Below are 20765 nucleotides of genomic sequence, written 5' to 3'. Positions count from 1 at the left end.
TCCCTCGGGTTGTCGTTCCCTCGGGTTGTCGTCCCTCTGCTCCGGAGCCGCCGTCGCGTGAGCCGCCGCCGCGTGCGGGACCTGCGGGTCGTCCCGGGTCCTCACCGGCGATTCCCATCCTGTTCACGATCCGGCCCGGAAGAATCTGTTCGAGGCACGTCACCGTCGAGGAAGACCTCACTGGCGAAGGAGCAGCGCATGCAGATCACGGTTCTCGGGGCGACAGGGTTGTTCGGCGGGCACCTCGTGCCCGAGCTGCGCGCCCGTGGGCACGTCGTCGTCCCCGCGTCGCGGGCGACCGGTGTCAACGCGTACACGGGCGAGGGGCTCCACGAGGCGATCGCGGGTTCGGACGTCGTCGTCGACTGCCTCAACAAGGAAACGCTCAGCAAGGGCGCGTCGATCGACTTCTTCGCGACGGCGGCGGAGCACGTGGCCCGGGAGGTTCTCGAGGTGCCGAACGTCCGCCTCGTGTGCGTGTCGATCGTGGGGGCCGCGGATCCGGCGACGCATCGACGCATCGGGTACTACGCGGGGAAAGCCGTGCAGGAGAGGATCTACGAGGAGCAGATTGCGCCGGGACGGCTCCTCATGTTCCGCAGTACGCAGTGGTTCGAGCTCGCGCGGTCGATGACGGCACGAATGTCGCTCGGTCCGCTGGGCGCCGTACCGCATTTCCGTTCGCAACCACTCGCGGCCGTGGACGCCGCACGGTTGCTCGCGGACACGATCGACGCCGGCGAGTCCGGTGCCGTCGAGGTCGCGGGGCTCGACGTCCTCGACCTGGCGCAGGTCGCGAGGATCGTCCACGACGCCTCGGGCGCACGCGGCAGAGTGTTCACACTGCCGTTCTCGATGGGCACGGACGCACTCCTGCCGGGGCCGCACGCACGCATCGGGAAGCGGGACCTCGCGGCCTGGATCCGTGAGAATGTCCAGCGGGAAGGGACCTGAGCGCCGCTAGGTGCGTTGCCAGGACCGCCTCGGGCCGCCCGGAGCGAACCGATCGAGCTGGTCCCTTTCCTCATGCCTGTGTGGCTTCCGCGCGTCATTCGTCCCGGAGCGGGTCATTCTTTCCGGAGCGCAGCGATGAGTGAGTCTTCCCGGTCCGAGCTCAAACCATAGCGTGGCGCTGCGTTCAGGCGCTCCGCGTCGGCCCATTCCAGTAGTGCTCGAATGGTGTCCGCCGGCGTCCGCGTCACGAGCCCGCGCGCTCTCGCCGCACCGGCATCGATATCGAAGAAGGCTCGTTTCGTCGTGTCCGACGGCGGAAGCCACATGGGGATCTGTACCCAGTGCGTGACCCCGTGATTCTTCATGGCCGATTCCGATAGTGGAATGCGCTCCACCGAACTCCCGCTGACCCGCTCGATCTCGGTGAGGAACTCGGACAGTGTTGTGCGTGGTGCGACAGCGTTGTAGGTTCCGCTGACCGGATCCGAGCCCAACGCGACGAGCCACTCGGCCAGATCCCTCACGTCGATGAACTGGAGAGAAGCGCTCTGCGGCTCCGGCACGATATGAGGACCGGACTGCGCGAACCGGGTGGCCCAGTACGTCACCCGATCGCTCGGGTCGCCCGGTCCGCAGATCACTCCGGGTCGCACGACGTGGTGCTGCGGGAAATGCGCTCTGACCGCCGCTTCGGCCAGCGCCTTCAGCTTCCCGTAGGCGTCCATCGACTCGGGGTCGACTTCGTCGACAGGGGTGGTGAAGGCAGAGGATTCCTCGGTGATCGGATCAGGGCCGGAGGTGTCCGCGTACACGTTGATCGTCGAGACGAAGACGTATCTCGCATCGTCGTTGACGTGGTGCGCCACCTTTTCGACGTGCTTCGGCTCATGGCCGGACAGGTCGTAGACGAGGTCCCATGTCGTTCCTGCGAGGCACGCCATGTCGGAGTCCCGGTCGCCCACGAGCGTCTTCAGATACGGAAACGCTCCGGGGTCGGTCACCCCGCGATTGCTGAGCGTGACGTCGTATCCGGCATCGAGGAGTCGTTCGACGACGTGGACTCCGAGGAATTGCGTGCCACCCATAGTGCTCTTCGCATGTCTTCACCTCATCATGACTCGCCACACATTCAGTGGGCTCGTCACACATGTGTTGGGAGTGCCCCCGGTTTGCCGGCGGCAGGGTCTGACGGGTCTGACGGATCTGAAGGGCCTGGAGAGTCTGCAGGGTCTGCAGGGTCTCAAGAGGCTGTACGACGAGGGGCACCGATCTCAGAAAGGTGGCGGGTCGTCGTCGAATTCGCCGGAGTGCCACACGGGTGCTGACTTCCCGGCTCGGTCGACGTACGTTCCCGCGACACCCACACCGGGCCCGACGATCGGACCACCGTCACCGGGGCCAGGACCGCCATCGCCACCGTCGTATCCCGAACCGTCCTCTCCCCCATCCTCATCACCGTCCCCCTCGGCGATCCTTCGGAACTGCTCCGCGTGCATCACTTCCACCGGATCCCCCGGAGGAAACACCGTCACCTCGTTCCCGTAGGGCAGCACCCACCGCACACCCCCATCAGGGGTCTTGAATACGCGGAGTCTCCTGTCGGTCTTCGCCTGATGATGACGTTTACACAGCGGGTGCAGGTTCTCGAGCACGGTCAACCCACCCGCATCAGGGTTCTCGTGGTTGTACTCCCGTATGTGGTCCATCTCCGATTTCGCAGCCTGCCTCGTGCATCCCGGCGCGGTGCAGTACCTCCACTGCTGGATGAGCGTGGCTCTCACATCCGGTGGAATCGCGTACCGTTTCGCTCTCGCATCGATCGGGGTACCGGTTGCCGGGTCCGTGAGCACCCGGACCAGGGTTCTCGAGTGACCGGCGAGGGTCCTGGCGACTTCCGCGGGGACCGGGGACCCGTCGGGGAAAGTTCCCGGCAGGTGTCCGCCGCCGGTACCGTATTGGGCGCCGTTCCCGCGACCGGTGCCGTCGCCGTGCCCGGCACCGTGCTCGTCGCCATTGCCATTCGCGTTGCCGTTGAGGTTTCCGAACACGGACAGGTACGGCACCGTCACCACCACCTGCGCCTGATTCCGCAGATAATCCCCCGCATCCGGAAGCTCGAGGACGAGTTCCTCCGCCCCCTCACCCGTAGCCAGGTCCGTCGTCTCGGACCCGTACCGAGTGGCCGGCATCCGCCGCGTCGTCACCTGCGGACGCGACAAGGACAGGATGTCGAACATGAGCTGCGCGATGTTCCGATGCTCGATCAGCTCGAGCCGCTCACCCGCAACCCCACCAACCCCGGCGCCGTCTGCTCCACCAGCCCCGGCACCCTGACCCGGCAGAGGCTTACGGTAGAACACACTCCGCGCGAGCGCTTCGACTCGCCGATAGCACGCCTCGATCAACAAAGCCGGCCCGGTGAGGATCAACGCTGCGGTGCCATTGCCGTAATGCTCCACATCCACCCGACGTTCCTCGAACGCACGAGCGTCCCGCACCGCCGGTGGCACCAAGGCCCGAACAAGCTTGCCCAGCGTGTTCCGGAACGTCTCCGGAGTGACATCAGCCCGCCGGGTCGACAAATACCGGTCGACCTTCGACAACAACGCCACCGGGACCCGGCCTGCGATCCGGGCGGCCGTGCGGACGTGATCGATCCCGAACTCCCCTGCTCTGGCCCGCGCGAAGAACCCGGGCAGTCCGTGGACGACGGTGAGGGCGTCCTTGCAGAACCCGAACGCCTGTGCCGCCGACTTCCGCAACAGTGCCGAGAGATTCACGAGGTGCTCCGGGGTGAGGTGCTCACTCACCCAGTCCCCGAGCGCCTTCGTCGGTTTAAGCGCAGGCAACGGCACCAGCACCCGCCCCTCGATCCCCTCCGCCTTACCGGGCTCCTCGCGCCGACGCACCTCGCCGCGATGCTCCGCGTCGGTGCCCGCTCCAGCCGCGTCGGCGGACGCATCCGCGTCCGGTTCACTGCCCGGGTCCCGGCCCCACGCAAGAGCTGCCTCCAGCGCTGCTCGTTCGGCAGCGATCTCGGCCTCCCGCTGCCGAACCTCCACACCCCACCGGCGCACCGTCGCTGCGATCGACTCGTACTCGCCGTGCAGGAACTCCGGCAACGACGCCGGCGGGACAGCGTTCGCCAGCGCGTCCTCGTCGTGGGCGGTGGTCTCGATGATGACCTCGGACACCACGTACCCGGTGACGGCCTCGAGCATGGTGTAGAACGCGTGTGCTTCGGCCTGCTGGGCCTGGGCGACCGCGGCCAGACGTGCCGGACCGGAGGCATCGAATGCCTCGAGCCGACCGTCAGCGGTGTCGGGGAACCCGGTGAACGGCGCCGGAGTCGGCACCGACGAGGATGCGGGCGAAGGTGCAGTGCCGCCGGAGCTGCCTGCGTCACCGGCACGGCTCACGTCACCGGGCGGGTGCGGCGCGTCGCGGTCGGGCTCCTGCGGGGTGTCCTCGGATTCGGTGGCCATGACCGATACCTCCCTCGGAACAGGTCATGAGAGCAGAACGAAACGAAACGAAGGGGAGGGAAGAAGTGAGAGGGAATCCGTGAAGACCGTGGGGGCACTGCCCGGCGATCGGCGTGGGGAAGAGAGGCTCGACGCCCCCAATCGAATTAGTAAGTAAATCGAGTCTAGTGGTCGAAGAGTCACACGAACAGTCCTTGGGCCATATTTGACCGAGATTGTGGATAAGTATTTTCTGTCCACACGATCCGGCACCGAGGACGCCTATTCACCGGCGAGCCCCGGCCCTGAACGACCCTTATGACCATGGCCCCAGGACGCACGGACACGAACTCGGAGGCAGCTCGCCGACCAATCGCGCCGGGCCGGCAACCTGCCCGCCTGCCCCATTCGACCCAAGCGATTCACAGCCCCCGGACCTGCCCCGAGCAAAGCGCTCATCCGCGACAACTGTCATCTCGCAGAGGGCTGGATTCGTTACCGCTGTGCTGATGCAGAACTGTTACCGATGTCCTGCGACATCACCGTCGAGAGAACTGCGTCAGTGATTCCGACGGCCTCGGCCCGCTTCTCCGCCCGGAAACGAGGCTGCGCGGGCCTCTCCGGCGAACGGCCAGAACCCGATGCGGGCAGCGGTTTGCGCTGAAGGCTCGAAATCACGCCCGTGCCCGCAGATCGAAGTGCTGGATCAGAGAAACGCTCCGCTAGCGGCCACGCGCCGGCAGCGGTTTGCGCTGCGAGCCGAGAAGCGCACTACTGCCGGCAGGCCGACGTGCTGGATCGGCCGCCGCACACTCCGATCCCCGGCTCATCCGCCACGACACACATCGCCTGCGCCATGCACTACATACGACGCGCGTAGTACCAGTTCGCGATCGACCACACCGCCGAGAGAACAAGGGCCTCGGCCGCGAGGACGCGTGCGACACCGCCCGACTGCGCCGTCAGAGCGATGACGAGAATCCCACCGAAGTTCACGACGAGCGCCGCAACCCCCACCACGGCGAACGCATGGACGGCGATACCGCGGTCCCGCTCATCGTGGAGCTCCAACGCATTCACCCGGGTGAGGTCGCCCGCACGCCCGGTGCGCGCATAGATCACCGAGACCGCGAACCCGATGACGGAAACGCCGACGAGCGCACCCGGGAACCACAGCCCCCGCAGGAGGAACACCACGGCCACGGCACGCTTGACAGGCCTCTGACAGGGCAGCGAACGCCTCGCACCACCCCCGCCGAGGCGCCCGCACCTCGCCCAGATGCGTCACCGCCACCTCGCCGCCGTCCCGGCACCGGAGCCCCGGCACCGGAGTCCCGGCACCGTCGGCCTCGACGCCGCAACCCACCTCCCCCAGAACACGAGGAGCACCATGTTCGAGTCGCTCGCCACCTTCACCGCCTCCCTCCCGGACTGGCTCCAGTGGGTGGGCATCATCGCGATCTCCGCGATCCCCTTCGTCGAGTCGTACTTCGGCTCCGCGATCGGCGTGCTCGTGGGCATCTCGCCGGTGATCGCCGTGGTCGCGGCCGTCATCGGCAACGTCATCACGATGCTTCTCGTCGTTCTCGGCGCCCACGCCGCCCGCACGAAGCTCACCGCCTCGTCCGAACCGAAAGAACCGTCCCGCCGTCGTGCGCGGATCACACGACTCTTCGACCGTTACGGCGTCGCCGGCGTGAGCCTGCTCGGTCAGGCCTTTCTCCCGAGCCAGATCACCTCCGGAATGATGGTGTCGTTCGGCGCCTCGAAGAACGCCGTCATCGCCTGGCAGGTCGTGTCGATCATCCTGTGGGGCGTCCTCTTCGGCACGCTCGCCGCACTCGGCGTGAACGTCCTCGACCCGCAGGGCTGAGGATCGCCACGGCCGCCCGGCGCCACTTCCCGTCCGGTGCTACTTCCCGCCCGGCGCCACTTCCCGCCCGGCGCATTCCGTCCGGCGTGCCTCTCGGCGCCCCTCTCGAGGTGGCCCTCCCCCGAGGCGCCCGCCCGACCCGATCCCGTCCCACCACCCGCGCGCACGCCGTGAGATGGGCAAACACCGTTAGGATGATGCACGGAGTGATCCCCATCACTCCGCACCGTACGCCCCATCCCCGCGAGAACACCCATCCCCGCCGAACGCCACCGTGCGAAGCACGCCCACGGCGACGTCCCACGAACGGCGTCGTCCGTGCCCGCCGGCCGGGCGCCTCGGCGTCTTCCGGAAGGACTCCCCATCCCCATGAGCGCCCCTGCAGGCACCACTCCCATCGACAACACCGCAGCCACCCGCGCCACTCCCACCACCGCCCGCACCGTCGAGTACCAGGCCCCGTGGATCATCGCGTTCCAGGACGGCGGCCACCGACTCCTCCGGGACGGGGCCGTCGTCGTCGCAGGAACCGAGATCGTGCACGTCGGAGCGCGTGACACCTTCGGCGCCGACGAGGTCGTCCGGACGCGGAACATCATCGCGCCGGGTTTCATCTCCATGCACGCCCACATGCAGGAATCGCCGGCCGACAAGAACGTCGCCGAGGACTTCCCCAAGCGCTCGTTCTACTCGAGCAACCTCTTCGAGATCCTCCCCGCCCGCTCGAAGGCCCTCACGATCGACGACGCCCACACCTGCGCGCGCGTCTCCGTGGCCGAACACCTCCGGACCGGCACGACGACCGTCATGCAGATGGGCAACGAGGCCGCGTACATCGCGGAGCTCTGCGAGGAGGTGGGAATGCGTGCCTACGTCTCCCAGTCCTACCGCACCGGCCCCTGGTACACGGACAACGGCCGCACGGTCGAGTACGACTTCTCCGGCGACGGCGGCGCGGCCGCGTTCGAACAGGCGGTGTCCTTCGCGCTCGACCACGTGAACGCGGACAACTCCGCGCTCGTCACCGGTTTCCTCAACCCGTCGCAGGTCGACACGGTGACGGAAGAGCTCTTCCGCGAGTCCCGCGCGGTCGCCGACGCCCACGGCCTCATGCTCCAGACCCACGCCGCCCAGTCGATGAACGAGTTCCTCGAGATGACCCGCCGCCACGGCCGCACCCCGATCGAGTGGCTCGCGGACATCGGGTACCTCGGCGAGCGCGCGATCATCGGCCACGGCCTCTTCGTCACCGGGTCGAGCTGGACGAACTACGCCGGTGACGACATCGGGCTCCTCGCGGACTCCGGCACCTCGGTCGCGTACAACCCGTGGGTGTTCGCCCGCAACGGCATCGTCATGGAGACCTTCGACCGCTACCGCGAGCGCGGCGTCCCGGTCACCCTCGGTACCGACACGACGACCCAGTCGATGCTCCACTCGACCCGCTGGTGCTCCGTCATCACGAAGGTCCTCGAGCACAATGCGAACGCCGGGAACGCCTCGGCTACCTTCGACGCCGCGACGATCGTCGCCGCGGACGTCCTCGGCCGCCCCGACCTCGGCCGGATCGCGGCGGGAGCGAAGGCGGATCTCTGCTTCTGGCGCAGCGACTCCCACTTCATGACCCCGTTGCGCGATCCGATCCGCGCGATCGTCTACTACGCGGAGGCCGAGGACCTCGAGAAGGTCATGGTGAACGGACGGTTCGTCATGGAGGACGGCGCAGTGGCCGGCCTCGACACCGTGAAGGACCTCGAACTCCTCCAGACGGCCGCGGAGACGATGTGGGCGAATTGGCAGGACGTCGACTGGGCCGGTGCCCCGATCGACGAACGCGTCCCGATGTCCTTCCCCGCCTTCACCCTCTGACGCCCCTCCCTCTCACACGCCACTCACCCGCCGAAGCGCCACGCCGCACCCAGCAGTGCGGCGCCTCGGCCGCCCGTACCCTCCCCACACCTCCACTCCCGACAGGAAGAAGACCACCACCCTCATGGAAACCCTCGATCTCCTCCTCATCGGCGGCCGGGCCATCGACCCGGAGACCGGACTCGACGGCACCCGCAACATCGGCATCCGCGCCGGCACGATCGTCCACATCGGCACCGACACCCCCGAGGCGACCCGCACTCTCGACATCACCGGCCGGGTCATCACGCCCGGTTTCATCGACCTGCACAGCCACTCGCAGAGCATCAACGGGCTGCGGATCCAGGCCTGCGACGGGGTGACGACCTCCCTCGAGCTCGAGGCCGGCGCCGCTCCCATCGCCCCGGTGTACGCCGCCGCCGAGGCCGAGGGCCGCCCCATCAACTTCGGGTACTCCGTCGACTGGCGGAAGATCCGGATGAGCGTTCTCGACGGGATCGACATCGACGGCGAGGACGCGCTCGGTGAGCGTGCCGCCTCGCTCGGGGCCGGGATCGAGGACCCGAAGTGGCTCGAACTCGCGGAGTCCGATGCGCTCGTCGACGCCGTCGTCGCCCGGGTCGAGGAGGAGATCCGGGCCGGAGGAATCGGGATCGGTGCGCCGGTCGGGTATTCACCCCGCTCGGACCGCAAGGAGATGCTCAAGATGGGGCGTCTCGCCGCGGACCTCGACGTGCCTCTCTTCGTCCACGGCCGCTTCGCCCAGTACGCGGAGCCCGGGTCCTCGGTCGAGGGAGCGCTCGAACTCATCGGTGTCGCCGCCGGCACCGGTGCGAACGTCCACCTGTGCCACATCAACTCGTCCTACGGCCGCGACATCCACCTCGTCGCGGACGCCGTCGCGACCGCCCAGGCGCAGGGCGTGCGGGTGACGACGGAGGCGTACCCGTACTACGCGTTCTCCACCGCGATCGGCGCCCCGTTCCTCGCCCCGGAGGAACTCCCGCGGATGCCGTTGAAGGTGGAGTCGTTCTTCCACCTCCCGACCGGCGAGTACCTCACGAGCATCGAGCAGCTCGCCGAACTGCGGGAGAAGGACCCGAGCGCCACCGTCATCGTCGAGTTCCTCGACCCGCAGAACCCCGAGGAGATGGCGCTCCTGTACACGGCGGTCACCTTCCCGGACGCCGCAATTGCCTCCGACGCGATGTGGCTGCAGATCGGCGATCGCCGCACCGGCGACGACGTCGAGAAGCAGTGGCCCCTCGCGCCCGAGGTGTTCGCCCACCCCCGCACCGCCGGCACCTTCTCCCGGGCGATCGGGCACATCGGCCGCGAACTCGGCCTGTGGTCACTCAATGAGGCGATCCGCCGGTGCACACTCCTGCCGGCGCAGATCCTCGAGGACTGCGTCCCCGCGATGGAACTCAAGGGCCGCCTGCAGATCGGGTGCGACGCCGACCTCACGGTCTTCGACCCGGACACGATCCTCGACGCCGCGACGTTCACCGAGATCAAGCCGTCGGTCGGGATCGACCACGTCCTCGTCGGCGGCGAGTTCGTCCTCGAGAACGGCGCACTCCTCCCCGAGGCGCACCCGGGGAAGGCCCTGCGGTCCGAGGTGGTGTGACCGGTCCGAGGTGGCGTGAGGACCGGCCCGGGTGTCAGAACCCGGCGAGCACCGCGGCGGAGCCGGACAGGCCGAGGCGCGAGGCACCGGCCGCGATCATCTCCGCGGCCGCCTCGGGCGTCCGGATCCCACCGGAGGCCTTGACACCGAGGCGGTCGCCGACCGTCTGCCGCATGAGCGCCACCGCATGGGCCGAGGCGCCGCCTGCCGGGTGGAACCCGGTCGAGGTCTTGACGAAGTGGGCACCGGCGGCCTCCGCACGCCCGCACGCATGGACGATCTCCTCGTCCGTGAGCGCCGCGGACTCGATGATGACCTTGACGAGCGCCCCGGCGGCGGCGTCGACGACCCCGCGGATATCGGCCTCGACGGCGTCCCACTGCCCGGTCTTCACGAGCGCGAGGTTCACGACCATGTCGACCTCGGCGGCCCCGTTCCGGGCGGCCTGCGCGGCCTCGGCGGCCTTCACCTCGGGCTGGTGGGCGCCCGAGGGGAACCCGCACACGGTGGCGACGACGAGGTCACCGGTGTTCTGCAGCGGCAGCATGTTCGGGGACACGCACACCGCGAGCACCCCGAGGCCCTTCGCCTCCTCGACGAGGTTCACGACGTCCGCCGCGGTGCTCTCGGGCTTGAGGAGGGTGTGATCGATCATTGCGGCGACTTCGGCACGCGTGGTCATGAGAACTCCTGGGGGTTCGGTGGCGGGAGGAACGGCTGGTCGGGTTTCGGATCCCGGTGGTCGGGGACCGGGGTCGTGGTCTCCGTGGATCAGGACATGCTCTCGAGCACGATCGAGCCCGTGCCCGCACTCGCGCCGCTCGCATCGGCGCCCTCTGCGGCCGGCTCGATCCCCACGGCCCCGTCGAGTGCCTCGCGGGCCCGTGCGAAGCGGGCCTCGTCGTCCGAGTGGAGGGTGAGGAGCGGCTGGCCGGCCCGGACCGCCTCGCCGGGCTTGGCGTGGAGTTCCACACCGGCACCGGCCTGCACCGGGTCGCCCTGTTTCGCGCGTCCGGCGCCGAGGCGCCACGCGGCGATCCCCACCGCGTAGGCGTCCAGCGAGTCGAGGACCCCGTCCGCATCCGCCGTGACGACGTCCGTGTGGCGGGCGGTCGGCAGGGGCGCGTCAGGGTCGCCGCCCTGGGCGGCGATCATCCGTCGCCACACGTCCATGGCCCGGCCGTCCGCGAGTGCCGCTCGCGGATCCGCGTCGGGGCGTCCGGCGAGGCGGAGCATCTCCTCGGCGAGGGCGACGGTGAGGTCGACGACGTCCTGCGGTCCACCCCCGGCGAGGACCTCGACGGATTCCCGCACCTCGAGTGCGTTCCCGGCCGTGAGGCCGAGCGGGGTCGACATGTCGGTGAGCAGAGCGGAGGTGCGCACCCCGGCATCGGTCCCGAGGTCGACCATGGTGCGGGCGAGTTCCCGGGCGTCGTCGAGGGTCTTCATGAACGCACCGGATCCGACTTTGACGTCGAGGACGAGGGACCCGGTGCCCTCCGCGATCTTCTTCGACATGATCGACGAGGCGATGAGCGGGATGCTCTCGACCGTGCCGGTCGTGTCCCGCAGCGCGTACAGGCGTTTGTCGGCCGGTGCGAGCCCGGCACCGGCGGCGCAGATGACCGCGCCGAGGTCCTCGAGCTGTGCGAGCATCTCCGCGTTGCTCAGGTCGGCCCGCCATCCGGGGATCGACTCGAGCTTGTCGAGCGTGCCCCCGGTGTGGCCGAGTCCGCGGCCGGAGAGCTGTGGGACGGCGACGTCGAACACCGCGACGAGCGGGGCGAGCGGCAGGGTGATCTTGTCGCCCACTCCCCCGGTCGAGTGCTTGTCCGCGGTCGGCTTCGACAGCGAGGAGAAATCCATACGTTCACCGGAGGCGATCATCGCCTGCGTCCACCGGGCGATCTCCGGGCGCTCCATCCCGTTGAGCCAGATCGCCATCGCGAGCGCGGACATCTGTTCATGGGCGACGACGCCACGGGTGTAGGCGTCGATCACCCAGTCGATCTGCGCGTCCGACAGCACGAGTCCGTCACGCTTGGTGCGGATGACGTCGACGGCGTCGAAGGGTTCCACTGCGATTCCTGCAGGACGAGCGCTCATGCGTGTTCCTCCTGGTACTCGGTGAGATGGTCGGGACCGAAGGCCTCCGGCAGCACCTCCGTCATCGGTGCGAAACCGCCGGGCATGTCGAGGACGAGGTCGGGGCCGCCGAATTCGTACAGCAACTGCCGGCACCGGCCGCAGGGTACGAGTTTCCGCCCCTCGCCGTCGACGCACGCGAATGCGACGAGGCGTCCGCCACCGGTCCGCGCGAGGTCCGAGACGAGGCCGCACTCGGCGCACAGGCCCACGCCGTACGCGGCGTTCTCGACGTTCGAACCGACGACGGTCCGGCCGTCGTCGACGAGCGCGGCCGCCCCGACCGGGTACTTCGAGTACGGCGCGTAGGACCGGGACATCGCCTCACGGGCGGCGGCCCGTAGGCCCTCCCACACCTCGGGGTCGAAGGTCTTCACAGCAGATCACCCTTCTGTTTCGTACGAGGTTTCCGGCACCAGCATCTCACTGCGTGCGGTACGGCGTCCCCTCCGCCGCGGGGGCCCGGACCCGGCCGACGAAACCGGCGACGGCGAAGACCGTGACGATGTACGGGAGCATGAGGAGGAGGTCGTCCGGCAGTGGCGAACCGGTCGCCTTGAGGACGTTCCCGAGGTTCTTCGTGAACCCGAAGAGGAGTGCCGCGAAGAGCGCACCGATGGGGTTCCAGCGGCCGAGGATCATCGCCGCGAGAGCGATGTAGCCCTGCCCGGCGGACATGTCCTTGCCGAACGCGAGCCCCTCTCCGACGGTGAGGAACGCACCGCCGAGGCCCGCGATACCGCCGGCGAGGATCGTGTTCGCGACGCGCAGCCGGTTGACCCCGATGCCGACGGTGTCCGCCGCCCGCGGGTGCTCACCGATCGCCCGGGTCCGAAGGCCCCAGCGCGAACGGAAGAGGAACAGGTGGAGGCCGGCGACGACGAGGTACATGAGGTACACGAGGATCGTCTGGTCGAAGAACACCGGTCCGAGGACGGGGATGTCGGACAACAACGGGATCGGCAGGTTCGGCAGCGCCTGGGAGGTGTTGAGCAGCTGCGGGTTCTGGGTGAGCACCGTCGAGTACAGGAAACTCGTGAGCCCGACGACGAGGACGTTGAGAACGACGCCGATGATGATCTGGTCGACCCAGTACCGCACTGCGAAGAAGGTGAGCACGACGGCGACGAGGGCCCCGGCGAGGATCGCAGCGAGCAGGCCGATGTACGGATTCGTGAGTGCCGAACCGACGACCGCGGCGAGGAACGCCCCGGCGAGGAGCTGGCCCTCGATCGCGATATTCACGATGCCCGAACGCTCGCCGACGAGGCCCGCCATCGCACCGAACACGAGCGGGACCGACAACGCGAGGCCGCCGGCGAGCAGCGGGGTCACCGTCATGAGACCGCGCCCGGCTCCTGCCCACACGAGGAACGCGAGGACGAAGAGGACACCGAACACGACGGCGAGCCAGCGCCGACTCGCCCGCCGCGCGAGTGCGTCCCACAAGGACAGTGCGGCGAGCCCGCAGAGGACGACGCCGAGGACGGTGCCGGTGACGCGGGACGGGACGACCGCCTCGGGAACGGTGAAGAAATCACCGCTGCTCGAGAAGGTGAACGTCGTGTGCACTCCGCCGGGTGCGAGGAGGCCGAAGAACACGAGCGCGGCGATCCCGAGGACACCGAGGACAACGGGGAGCTTCCAGGCGACGGGGGCCAGCGCCACCGTCGAGGCGTGAGGTTCGACAGGAGCCTGCGAAGGAGTGAGCGGGGACGGCGTGAGCGGGGCCTGGCTCATGCGGAAACCTCCTCGGTCTGCGTGGCGGCCTGCGGGCCGGCGTCCCGTGCGGAGCCGAACCTCCGGTTCCGGCCCAACCGTGCGGGCCACGTGTAGAGGGCCCGGACGAACGGCGGTGCCGCGATGAGGAGCACGATGATCGACTGGACGACGAGCACGATGTCGATCGGCGTGCCCGTCTGGGACTGCATGAGATAACCGCCGGCCTTGAACCCGCCGAACAGCAGGCCCGCGAAGAACGTACCCCAGGGTGTCGAGCGTCCGAGCAGCGCGACGGTGATTGCGTCGAACCCGATGGTGCCGGCGACACCGGCGGTCATCCTGCCCTCGGTGCCGAGGACCGCCGAGGCGCCCCCGAGTCCCGAGAGAGCGCCGGCGACGAGCATGACGAGAACGGTCGCCCGGCCCACCGAGATGCCCGCGGTCCGGGCTGCGTGCGGATTCTCACCGACGGCGCGGAATTCGAACCCGAGGGTCGAGCGTTCGAGGATCCACCACACGAGGACGGTCGCGGCGATCGCCACGAGGAAGCCGAGGTGGAGGCGGAAGGGGTCCGGCAGCAGGCCGGGGAGCATCGCGGCCTCGTTCACGGGCCGGGAGGCGGGTTCACCGGACGAGGTGTGCGTGTACCAGCCCTGTTTGAGCAGATAGCCGATGAGGTAACCGGCGATCGAGTTGAGCATGATCGTGACGATGACCTCGTTGGCGCCCGTGCGGGCCTTGAGGACACCGGCGATCCCGGCCCAGATCGCGCCACCGAGCGCACCCATGAGGAGGGCGAACACGAAGGCGAGAACGGGCGGCAGGGCGAAGGCGTACCCGAAGAACGCGCCGGTCGCGGCGCCGATGACCACCTGGCCCTGACCGCCGATGTTGAACAGGCCCGACCGGAACGCGAGCGCGATCCCGAGGCCCGTGAGGATGAGCGGGGTGGCCGCCACGAGGGTCTCCGTGAACGGCCGGACCATGCGGACGAAGGTCGTCGCCTGCCAGTCGAACACGGCGCCGCGCACGAGCGCCCCGTAGGCCTCCACCACGGTGCTGAAGGTCGTGACGAAGAAGTCGGAGGGCCGGGCGAAGAAGTAGCCGAGCGTCGCCCGGACGTCCGGGTCCGCCGCCGCGATGAGGAACCCGCCGATGAGGACCGCGACGACCATCGCGCCGATCGGCACCCACACGGACTGCGAGAGGAGGGCCCTCGCGAAGGTCGCGCCGAAGGACCGCTCGTCGCCCGGCCGGTACGGGTCCGCCTCGTGCGCACCCGGGACGTGGGTGTCCTCGTGCACCTGGTCACTGTCCAACCGGTCACTCATGCGAGCTCCCCTCTCCTGCTTCCGAGACCTCGGTGACCGCGCTGCCGTCGGCCACGCGCGCGAGAGCCTCCTCGGCGGGCACACCCGCCATCATGAGGCCGAGGGCGTCGCGCGGGGTGTCGCCGGGCACGATGCCGACGATCCGGCCGCGGTACATCACCGCGATCCGGTCGGCGAGGTTGATGACCTCGTCGAGCTCGGTCGAGACGATGAGGCACGGGGTGCCTCCGTCGCGCTCGGCGATGATCCGGGCATGGATGAATTCGATCGAGCCGACGTCGACACCGCGTGTCGGTTGGCTCGCGATGAAGAGCTCGAGCGGACGGCTGAGCTCCCGCGCGAGGACGACCTTCTGCTGATTACCGCCCGAGAGCGTGGAGATCGGATCATCGATCGACGTGAGACGCACGTCGAACTCCTCGACCTTCTGCGCGGTGTGCGCGCGGACGACACCGGGTCGGATCGCAAGGCCACCGGAGAACGGTTCCCGGTCGTACAGGTCGAGGATCATGTTCTCCCGGGTGGAGAACGTCGCCACGAGCCCGTCCTCGGACCGGTCCTCCGGCACGAAGCCGATACCCGCCCGCAGACGTTCCTTCACCGAGGTGCCGACGAGGTTCCGGCCACCGAGCACGATGGATCCGGCGCGGGGCTCGTGGAGCCCGATGATCGCCTCGGCGAGTTCCGTCTGGCCGTTGCCCTGGACACCGGCGACCGCGAGGATCTCGCCCCGCCGGATGCCGAAGGAGAGATCGTCGACGACGACGGTACCGGCGGGGTCGAGCACCGTGAGACCGTCGACGCGGAACGTCTCGTCCCCGGGAGCGGCGGCGCGTTTCTCGGTCTGCAGGCTCACGGCCCGGCCCACCATGAGGCCGGCGAGTTCCGATTCGGTCGAGGAGGGATCGGCCTTGCCGACGACCTTCCCGCGACGGATCACCGTGATCTCGTCGGCGATGGCCCGGACCTCGCGGAGTTTGTGGGTGATGAAGACGATCGAGGTGCCCCCGGCCTTGAGCTCGCGCATGATCCCGATGAGCTCATCGGTCTCCTGCGGGGTGAGTACGGCAGTGGGTTCGTCGAGGATGAGGACCTCGGCATCGCGCGCGAGGGCCTTGATGATCTCGACGCGCTGCTGGGCGCCGACCGGGAGGTCCTCGATCCGGGCGTCCGGATCGATGTCGAATCCGAAGCGGGCGGAGATCTCCCGGACGTCCGCCCGGGCACGCTCGAGGTCGAGGAGGCCGAGGCGCTGCGACAGTGACCCGAGTCCGACGGCACCGAGGATCCTGTCCGCCCAGCGAACCCCGGCCGCCGGTTCGTAGCCGAGCGCGACGGACTCGGCCACCGTGAACACGGGGACGAGCATGAAGTGCTGGTGCACCATGCCGATCCCGGCGGCGACCGCATCACCGGGGCCGGAGAAGGACACCGGCCGGTCGTCGACGAGGATCTGCCCGCCGTCCGGCGCGTAGAGACCGTAGAGGACATTCATGAGGGTCGACTTGCCGGCCCCGTTCTCCCCGAGGAGGGCGTGGATCTCCCCCGGCTGGACGACGACGTCGATCGCGTCGTTGGCCACGAGCGGGCCGAACCGCTTCGTGATCCCTCTGAGCTCGAGCTTCACGCTCATCTCCTGTTCGTCAGCGCCTTCGCGCACACGGGCGGGTGGCCCCGCAGGAAGAATCTACCTGCGCCGTACACAACACCGGGCCGACCTCCGACGGGGAGGACGGCCCGGGCCCGGGCTCCGGTCAGGGAGCGTTCGGGGTGTCGATGGTGATGTCACCATCGATGATCTGCTGCTTGAGTGCCTCGATCTCGGAGTTGAGCTCCTCCGGGACCTCTCCGGCGAAGTCGTGGTACTCGGAGAGCCCGACGCCGCCGTTCTCGAGGGTGCCGACGTAGGGCTCGGCCGACCAGTTGCCCTCGACGGACTCCGTGACGGTGGTCTCCACCGCGGTGGCGATCTCCTTGAGCACCGAGGTGAGGATGAGCGAGCCGTACTCGGTCGTGTTGTAGCCGTCCGAGTCGACCCAGATGATCTTCGTGCCGTCGTGCTCGGACGCGGCGGCAGCGGCACCGAGGCCGACCGGACCGGCGACCGGCATGATGATGTCCGCGCCCTGGGCGATGAACTGTTCGGTGAGGGTCTTGCCCTGTCCCTGGTTCTCGAAGTCGCCGGAGAAGGAACCCGACTGGGCTTCCTTGTCCCAGCCGAGGAGCTTCACGTCGGCGCCCTTGTCCTCGTTGTACTTCGCGACACCGTCGGCGAAGCCGTCCATGAAGATCGCGACGGACGGGATCTGGATTCCGCCGAAGGTCGCGACGGTTCCGGTCTCCGTCATGCCGGCCGCGAGGTACCCGGCGAGATACGAGGCCTCGGCGGTGTTGAAGAGGAGCGGCTTGCCGTTCTCGAGTTCGACGGGTGCACCCTCGGCGTCCGAGAACGCGGAGTCGACGAGGCCGAAGTGGAGATCCGGGTTCGCCTCGGCCGCGGTCTGCAGCGCGTCCTCGAGGAGGAAGCCCGCACCGATCGTGAGGTTGCAGCCCTGCTGGACCATCGCGTCGACGTTCGGACCGAAGTCCGAATCGCTCTGCGACTGGGCCTCGGCGTGCTCGATGCCGTGGGCCTCGATCGCGGCCTGGAGCCCGTCGTAGGTCGACTGGTTGAAGGACTGGTCGTCCCAACCACCGGCGTCGGAGACGATGCAGGCCTTGAAGTCCGAGCCCTCTCCGGACGCGCTCTCCTCGGGAGCCGCGCCACAGGCGGACAGTCCGAGGGCGGCGACGGCCAGCATCGAGGGCAGGACGAGAGATGTCTTCTTCACTGGGAGCTCCCATGGGGCGGGGATCGGCGGGAAACGCCGGATCACGGATGTACGGGTGTGCGAGCGACTGCCGGATCCGAAGCCCTGCCCCGGTCACCGGCTGCTCATCAGCATAGACACGAGCAAGAGTCCGGATCGAGATATTCTTTCGGGAAACTCCCACCGATATGAAACCGCAATCCCAGGTTCCCGGTCCGCCCCGCGGGACGGCGCATCCCGACCGTCCATCTGAGAGACACCTCACATTCACGTCCCCTTCCGTCTCCGCTCGTGTGCGACCACCCGACCGCCCCCGGTCCCCGTCCCACGACCGATCGCTCGGCCGCGCACAATTTCCGGAATCGGACTAGCATGGCGGCATGCTGCCCGATCCACTCATCGAGCTCTTCGAATCGCGGCTGCCCGACCTCACCGGCGAGAGCGGGACACCGAACGTCGAACGCAGCGAACAGACATCCCTCTTCGTCCATGCCGCACAGGTCGAGGCGATGGTGATGCGCACCGCGATGGCGCGGTACGCGCGGGCCCACGACCTCAACCTCATCGACTTCCAGGTCGTGCAGAGCGTCGTCTCCCTCGGGGAGGTCGGTCGCACCGCCACGCCCGGGTACATCAGCACCCTGCTGTCGATGTCGGCCTCGACCCTCACCTCGATCCTCGAGCGGCTCGTGAACCGCGGATACCTCACCCGCGAACGCGACTCCGCGGACCGCAGACGCATCTCCGTGTACTACACGGAGTCCTCCGCGGACCTCATCCGGGAGTTCTACACGATGCTCGAGGACGCGTACACGCCGATGTTCACGCACCTGAGCACCGAGGACATCGCCGCGCGCACCGACTTCGTCCGTCTCATGACCGAGGCGACGCAGACGATGATCGAGAAACTCTCCGACGGCCCGGCTCCCACATTCGAGGGCTGACGCCGCTGAGGGCTCCCACATTCGAGGGCTGACGCCGCTGAGGGCTCCCACATTCGAGGGCTGACGCCGCTGAGGGCTCCCACATTCGAGGGCTGAGCCGCTTCTCAGCCCTCGAGCTCCTCGCTCAGGGTGAGCCACTCGAGTTCGAGCTCGTCCTTCTCGTCGAGGAGTTCCCGGCGCTTCCCGGAGATCTCCGCGAGGCCGGTGAAATCGCTCTGGTCGTGCGAGGCGAGTTCGGCGTCGAGCGTCGAGATCCGCCCGTCGAGCTTCTCGATCCGGCGGCCCACCGCCTGGATCTGCTTGTTCAGCTGCCGCTGCTCTGCGGCACTGAGCGCCGGGGCGCCCGCGGCACCGTCCGGGCCCGAGGTGCCGCCCGCTCCCGAGGTGCCGGTGCCTCCTGCGGTGCCCCGCGCCTCGGCGGCCCCACCGCCGGACGACCCGCCCGCGCGGTCCTCCGCCGTGAGACGGAGGTACTCGTCGACGCCGCCGGGCAGGTGCCGCACGCGGTGCTGCCGGAGCGCGTACTGGTGGTCCGTGACGCGCTCCATGAAGTAGCGGTCGTGGGAGATGACGAGGAGCGTGCCGGGCCAGGAGTCGAGGAGGTCCTCCATCGCCGCGAGCATGTCGGTGTCCATGTCGTTCGTCGGCTCGTCGAGGATGAGGACGTTCGGTTCGTCGAGGAGGACGAGGAGCAGCTGGAGCCGGCGCGCCTGACCACCCGAGAGGTCCTTGACCCGCGACTGGAGCACGTCCCCGAGCCCGAGTTTCTCGAGCAGCTGCGAGGGCGTGAGGTCCCCGGACGCGGTCGAGTACTCGGTGCGCCTGTTCGCGAGGAGTTCGCGCACCCGGTCGTCCTGGAGGCCGTCGAGTTCGCGCAGCTGCTGGTCGAGCAGCGCGATCCGCACCGTCTTCCCCGTCTTCACCCGGCCCGCGCTCGGCTCGATCGCCCCGGTGAGTACGCCGACGAGAGTGGACTTGCCGGCGCCGTTCGCACCGAGGATGCCGAAGCGGTCACCGGGACCGATGATCCAGTCGACCTCCTCGACGACGGGTTCGGGAGCACCCGGATAGGTGACGGAGACGTGCTCGAGCTCGAACACGTCCTTGCCGAGGCGACTCGTCGCCGTCTGCACGAGTTCGACGGTGTTGCGCACGGGCGGTTCGCCGGCGATGAGGGCGTTCGCCGCATCGATCCGGAACTTCGGCTTCGAGGTGCGGGCCGGCGCGCCGCGGCGCAGCCAGGCGAGTTCCTTCCGCATGAGGTTCTGGCGCTTCTGTTCGACCGCCTGCGCCTGCCGATCGCGTTCGACGCGCTGGAGGACGTACGCGGCGTACCCGCCCTCGAAGGCGTCGACCGTGGCGTCGTGGACCTCCCACGTCGTCGTCGAGACCTCGTCGAGGAACCACCGGTCGTGAGTGACGACGAGGAGGGCACCCTGCCCGGCCGGCCAGCGCTTCTTCACGTGCTGGGCGAGCCACTGGACCCCGTCGATGTCGAGGTGGTTCGTCGGCTCGTCGAGCATGACGACGTCCCACTCCCCCGCGAGCAGCTGGGCGAGGGCGACGCGGCGGCGCTGACCACCGGAGAGGTCACCGACCCGGGCGGAGAGGTCGAGATCACCGAGGAGGCCGTGCATGACGTCGCGGATCTCCGCACGGGACGCCCACTCGTGCTCGGGCACGTCCCCGACGACGGTCCGGCGGACGTCGAGGTCCGGGTCGAGCGAATCGACCTGTTCGAGGTATCCGATCCGTGTGCCGCCGCGGCTCGTCACCCGACCGGAGTCCGGTTCGAGGACCCCGGCAAGGATCTTCATGAGCGTCGACTTGCCGTCGCCGTTGCGGCCGACCATGCCGATCCGGTCGCCCGCACCGATCCCCACCGTCACGTCCTCGAGGATCGTGCGGTTCGGGTAGGACAGGGAGATCGTCTCGGCTCCGAGCAGGTGCACGGCGGTGTCCTTTCGGCAGGGGTGAAGTGCGACCGTCCGAGTCTAGTGGTGCGCGGTTCTCGCGATGCTCA

General features: G+C 68.7%; 16 protein-coding genes. 5 read left to right on the top strand and 11 right to left on the bottom strand.

Annotated features, from left to right (window positions below; genetic code table 11):
* The first annotated feature begins 198 nt into the window (after nucleotides 1-198).
* Entirely contained in the window at nucleotides 199-954 is a 756-nt protein-coding gene (locus tag ABD172_RS03455) for an SDR family oxidoreductase (RefSeq protein WP_344306962.1), read from the top strand.
* A 113-nt stretch (nucleotides 955-1067) separates the two neighbouring features.
* Here ABD172_RS03455 and ABD172_RS03450 read toward each other — a convergent pair whose 3' ends face one another.
* From ABD172_RS03450 to ABD172_RS03440, 3 genes are all read right to left on the bottom strand, one after another.
* Nucleotides 1068-2039, bottom strand: coding sequence for an NAD-dependent epimerase/dehydratase family protein (locus tag ABD172_RS03450; RefSeq protein WP_344306961.1), 972 nt, complete (start codon nucleotides 2037-2039; stop codon nucleotides 1068-1070).
* Nucleotides 2040-2225: 186 nt separating this feature from the next.
* Complete coding sequence (locus tag ABD172_RS03445) at nucleotides 2226-4439, bottom strand: HNH endonuclease signature motif containing protein (RefSeq protein ID WP_344306959.1); 2214 nt, start codon at nucleotides 4437-4439, stop codon at nucleotides 2226-2228.
* A gap of 840 nt (nucleotides 4440-5279) precedes the next feature.
* Nucleotides 5280-5621 (bottom strand): hypothetical protein, encoded by a 342-nt coding sequence (locus tag ABD172_RS03440; RefSeq protein ID WP_344306957.1) that lies wholly within the window; start codon nucleotides 5619-5621, stop codon nucleotides 5280-5282.
* A 187-nt stretch (nucleotides 5622-5808) separates the two neighbouring features.
* On the opposite strand from ABD172_RS03440, the gene ABD172_RS03435 reads away from it, so the two are divergent.
* From ABD172_RS03435 to ABD172_RS03425, 3 genes are all read left to right on the top strand, one after another.
* On the top strand, nucleotides 5809-6291 hold the full coding sequence (locus tag ABD172_RS03435; RefSeq protein WP_344306956.1) for a hypothetical protein: 483 nt from the start codon (nucleotides 5809-5811) through the stop codon (nucleotides 6289-6291).
* A gap of 369 nt (nucleotides 6292-6660) precedes the next feature.
* Nucleotides 6661-8160, top strand: a complete 1500-nt coding sequence (locus ABD172_RS03430) for an amidohydrolase family protein (RefSeq protein ID WP_344306954.1) — start codon at nucleotides 6661-6663, stop codon at nucleotides 8158-8160.
* 124 nt (nucleotides 8161-8284) lie between these two features.
* Nucleotides 8285-9790, top strand: a complete 1506-nt coding sequence (locus ABD172_RS03425) for an amidohydrolase family protein (RefSeq protein WP_344306952.1) — start codon at nucleotides 8285-8287, stop codon at nucleotides 9788-9790.
* 34 nt (nucleotides 9791-9824) lie between these two features.
* Here the strand turns inward: ABD172_RS03425 and deoC are convergent, their stop codons facing one another.
* From deoC to ABD172_RS03390, 7 genes are all read right to left on the bottom strand, one after another.
* Nucleotides 9825-10472 carry a deoxyribose-phosphate aldolase gene (deoC, locus tag ABD172_RS03420; protein WP_344306950.1) on the bottom strand — a complete coding sequence of 216 codons (648 nt, stop codon included), beginning with the start codon at nucleotides 10470-10472 and terminating at the stop codon, nucleotides 9825-9827.
* Nucleotides 10473-10561: 89 nt separating this feature from the next.
* Nucleotides 10562-11896, bottom strand: a complete 1335-nt coding sequence (locus ABD172_RS03415; protein WP_344306948.1) for a thymidine phosphorylase — start codon at nucleotides 11894-11896, stop codon at nucleotides 10562-10564.
* Complete coding sequence (locus ABD172_RS03410; protein WP_344306946.1) at nucleotides 11893-12312, bottom strand: cytidine deaminase; 420 nt, start codon at nucleotides 12310-12312, stop codon at nucleotides 11893-11895. The genes ABD172_RS03415 and ABD172_RS03410 overlap by 4 nt, the downstream gene beginning before the upstream one ends.
* Nucleotides 12313-12358: 46 nt before the next feature.
* A complete protein-coding gene (locus ABD172_RS03405; RefSeq protein ID WP_344306944.1) occupies nucleotides 12359-13675 on the bottom strand; it encodes an ABC transporter permease in 1317 nt (438 codons plus the stop codon).
* Nucleotides 13672-14988 (bottom strand): ABC transporter permease, encoded by a 1317-nt coding sequence (locus ABD172_RS03400; protein ID WP_344306942.1) that lies wholly within the window; start codon nucleotides 14986-14988, stop codon nucleotides 13672-13674. The genes ABD172_RS03405 and ABD172_RS03400 overlap by 4 nt, the downstream gene beginning before the upstream one ends.
* Nucleotides 14981-16615 (bottom strand): ABC transporter ATP-binding protein, encoded by a 1635-nt coding sequence (locus ABD172_RS03395; RefSeq protein ID WP_344306940.1) that lies wholly within the window; start codon nucleotides 16613-16615, stop codon nucleotides 14981-14983. Before ABD172_RS03395 ends, ABD172_RS03400 begins: the two co-directional genes overlap by 8 nt.
* Nucleotides 16616-16742: 127 nt before the next feature.
* Nucleotides 16743-17819, bottom strand: a complete 1077-nt coding sequence (locus ABD172_RS03390) for a BMP family lipoprotein (RefSeq protein WP_344306938.1) — start codon at nucleotides 17817-17819, stop codon at nucleotides 16743-16745.
* Nucleotides 17820-18178: 359 nt separating this feature from the next.
* Here ABD172_RS03390 and ABD172_RS03385 point away from each other — a divergent pair, with 359 nt between their 5' ends.
* Nucleotides 18179-18742 carry a MarR family winged helix-turn-helix transcriptional regulator gene (locus ABD172_RS03385; protein WP_344306936.1) on the top strand — a complete coding sequence of 188 codons (564 nt, stop codon included), beginning with the start codon at nucleotides 18179-18181 and terminating at the stop codon, nucleotides 18740-18742.
* Nucleotides 18743-18846: 104 nt separating this feature from the next.
* On the opposite strand, the gene ABD172_RS03380 is transcribed toward ABD172_RS03385, so the two are convergent.
* The gene (locus ABD172_RS03380) at nucleotides 18847-20694 is read right to left on the bottom strand and encodes an ABC-F family ATP-binding cassette domain-containing protein (protein WP_344306934.1); all 1848 of its coding nucleotides are present in this window, start codon (nucleotides 20692-20694) and stop codon (nucleotides 18847-18849) included.
* Nucleotides 20695-20765: the final 71 nt, after the last annotated feature.

Origin of the sequence: Brevibacterium samyangense (assembly GCF_039529845.1) — a bacterium.
Classification (GTDB): domain Bacteria; phylum Actinomycetota; class Actinomycetes; order Actinomycetales; family Brevibacteriaceae; genus Brevibacterium; species Brevibacterium samyangense.
Note: the sequence above shows the minus strand (reverse complement) of the source record. Positions and strands in the feature narration are given on the sequence as shown.

What these genes read in the sequence shown, in the direction of transcription:
- ABD172_RS03405 (WP_344306944.1), bottom strand. Translation starts at nt 13,675, where the DNA reads ATGAGCCAGGCCCCGCTCACGCCGTCCCCGCTCACTCCTTCGCAGGCT.
- ABD172_RS03455 (WP_344306962.1), top strand. Translation starts at nt 199, where the DNA reads ATGCAGATCACGGTTCTCGGGGCGACAGGGTTGTTCGGCGGGCACCTC.
- ABD172_RS03445 (WP_344306959.1), bottom strand. Translation starts at nt 4,439, where the DNA reads ATGGCCACCGAATCCGAGGACACCCCGCAGGAGCCCGACCGCGACGCG.
- ABD172_RS03430 (WP_344306954.1), top strand. Translation starts at nt 6,661, where the DNA reads ATGAGCGCCCCTGCAGGCACCACTCCCATCGACAACACCGCAGCCACC.
- ABD172_RS03450 (WP_344306961.1), bottom strand. Translation starts at nt 2,039, where the DNA reads ATGGGTGGCACGCAATTCCTCGGAGTCCACGTCGTCGAACGACTCCTC.
- ABD172_RS03435 (WP_344306956.1), top strand. Translation starts at nt 5,809, where the DNA reads ATGTTCGAGTCGCTCGCCACCTTCACCGCCTCCCTCCCGGACTGGCTC.
- ABD172_RS03400 (WP_344306942.1), bottom strand. Translation starts at nt 14,988, where the DNA reads ATGAGTGACCGGTTGGACAGTGACCAGGTGCACGAGGACACCCACGTC.
- deoC (WP_344306950.1), bottom strand. Translation starts at nt 10,472, where the DNA reads ATGACCACGCGTGCCGAAGTCGCCGCAATGATCGATCACACCCTCCTC.
- ABD172_RS03425 (WP_344306952.1), top strand. Translation starts at nt 8,285, where the DNA reads ATGGAAACCCTCGATCTCCTCCTCATCGGCGGCCGGGCCATCGACCCG.
- ABD172_RS03385 (WP_344306936.1), top strand. Translation starts at nt 18,179, where the DNA reads ATGCTGCCCGATCCACTCATCGAGCTCTTCGAATCGCGGCTGCCCGAC.
- ABD172_RS03415 (WP_344306948.1), bottom strand. Translation starts at nt 11,896, where the DNA reads ATGAGCGCTCGTCCTGCAGGAATCGCAGTGGAACCCTTCGACGCCGTC.